Source organism: Kutzneria sp. NPDC052558, from assembly GCF_044547355.1.
Classification (GTDB): Bacteria; Actinomycetota; Actinomycetes; order Mycobacteriales; family Pseudonocardiaceae; genus Kutzneria.
In genome coordinates, this window is sequence record NZ_JBIUAG010000080.1 from 1 (window position 1) to 1,676 (window position 1,676).

The 1,676-nt window shown below is 70.3% G+C and carries 1 protein-coding gene and 2 pseudogenes; all 3 read right to left on the reverse strand.

From position 1 onward, the window contains the following. Nucleotides 1-571: pseudogene (locus tag ACIG5F_RS49215) on the reverse strand (type VI secretion protein); the annotation flags it as partial. After that, complete coding sequence (locus tag ACIG5F_RS49220) at nucleotides 568-1,314, reverse strand: hypothetical protein (protein ID WP_396527282.1); 747 nt, start codon at nucleotides 1,312-1,314, stop codon at nucleotides 568-570. The pseudogene ACIG5F_RS49215 and the gene ACIG5F_RS49220, both read right to left, overlap by 4 nt. Next, nucleotides 1,311-1,676: pseudogene (locus ACIG5F_RS49225) on the reverse strand (conjugal transfer protein TraC); the annotation flags it as partial. The pseudogene ACIG5F_RS49225 and the gene ACIG5F_RS49220, both read right to left, overlap by 4 nt.

Below are 1,676 nucleotides of genomic sequence, written 5' to 3' on the forward strand. Positions count from 1 at the left end.
TCGGGTCCGCGTCGAAGTCGGACCTGATGGGCAGTGCCTCGCTGCGTGCCAGCCGCAGCTCTCCCCCCACGGCCAGCCGGACCTCGCCGTCGACTTCCGTCTCGGGCAGCGGCGGGCCTGCGGGTGTGGATCGGGTGTGGCTGCCCGGCCACGCGGCCTCGATCGCTCGTTCCACCATGCCGGGCGGGATCGTCCCGGGCACCCAGACCTGGATTCGGACGCCGTCGGCGTCGAAGCCGTACTCCAGCGCCACGTGCGGTTGCCCGCTGAGCAGCCGGGCCCAGCGGGGCCGGAGGATGCCGACCAGGTTGGACCAGAAGGTGACCGCCCCGGAGGGGTCCACGGTCGGTCCCGGCAGGATGGTGATCACGCGGGAGTCCTCGGCCAGCCGCGCACGCCGTCGGCGGCCCCGGCAACTCCGGATCGCCGCCGTCAGGGCGCTGAGCAGCATGAGCCCGAGTCCGGCCATCGGCCCGTAGATCACCACCCAGCTCACAAGGTGGCCCAGGAGGTTTGCCAGGGTCCCGCTCGGGTCGCGCAGCAGCCGCGCCAGCATGCTGTCCTCGCTCACGCCGCCCTCCGCTCCTCTTGAGCGACGGGACGGCGGCGCGCTCGTCGGCGATCGGCCGCTGCCTGTAGCTCGCTGAACCGCACGGGCCCCTGCCGTGCCATCAGATGCGGTATCCGGTTGGCGGGAAGGCCGATCCGGGGTGGGCCTGTGGCCGCGATGGTGTCGCACACCTCTTGACTGGCGAAGCCGGCCTCGGTGATGGCGGCCGAGTCCGGGAAGACGTCGGCGACCCGATCGTGGTTCTGGTCGATGAGGTGGTCCTGGGTTCCGCCGTAGCTGAAGGTCCAGCGGAAGTTCGGCGGCGGGTCAGGCTCGACCAGGCGGCGGAATCGCCGCACTTCCTTGGTGTAGCAGTAGAAATTAGAGCCGGGGCGCGCGCGGAAGATCCGCAGCCAGGCGGTCAGGTAGTCGTCGGAGAAGAAGTCGCCCGAGTCGTGGACGCGGACCCACCGGCCGGCGAAGCGCGGGTGGGCAAGCTCGGCCAGCATCGCCTGCTCCCAGCCGGCCAGGTCGTCGATGACGAAGGCGAGGTTGGCTTCGTGCTTGGCTTTCACAGCCGGGAACCGGTAGGTGCCGACCCTGGCGTAGCACAGGTCGCGGCAGATCCCGGCCGACGGGCAGGTGTTGTAGGTGCGGCCGTCGGGCATGCGGCCGGCCCAGGCGGGCAGGGTCCAGTTCCACACACCGATCGCCCGCAAGCGGCGGTTCTGGGTCAGCAACCTCGTGGGACGCGCTATGGTCATAGTTCCACCCACCCGCTGTCGGTGTCGGGATCCTCAACGCTGGCAAGGAATTCCGGATCGGAGCTGACGAGCGCGTGCTCGGTCGGTGAGGCGATGGCCTGGAAGGCGACCCAGTTGTTGCGCACCGCCAACAGGCCCTGCCCGCGTTCGCAGGACAGCAGGAACTGCCGCTGCCCCTGGGAGAGGGTGAAGGCGCGGACGATGCCGTCGATGGCCTGCGTGGCCTGGCGCATCAGGATCTGGGTGGCGGCGTTGGCGACGACCGCTTGCCCGAGGTCGGTGCCCAGGAAGTCCATCGCGTCCTGGGAGGCCAGGGTCAGGCCGCCCCAGTGCTTGCGGATCGCTTTTGCCGCCCGATACAG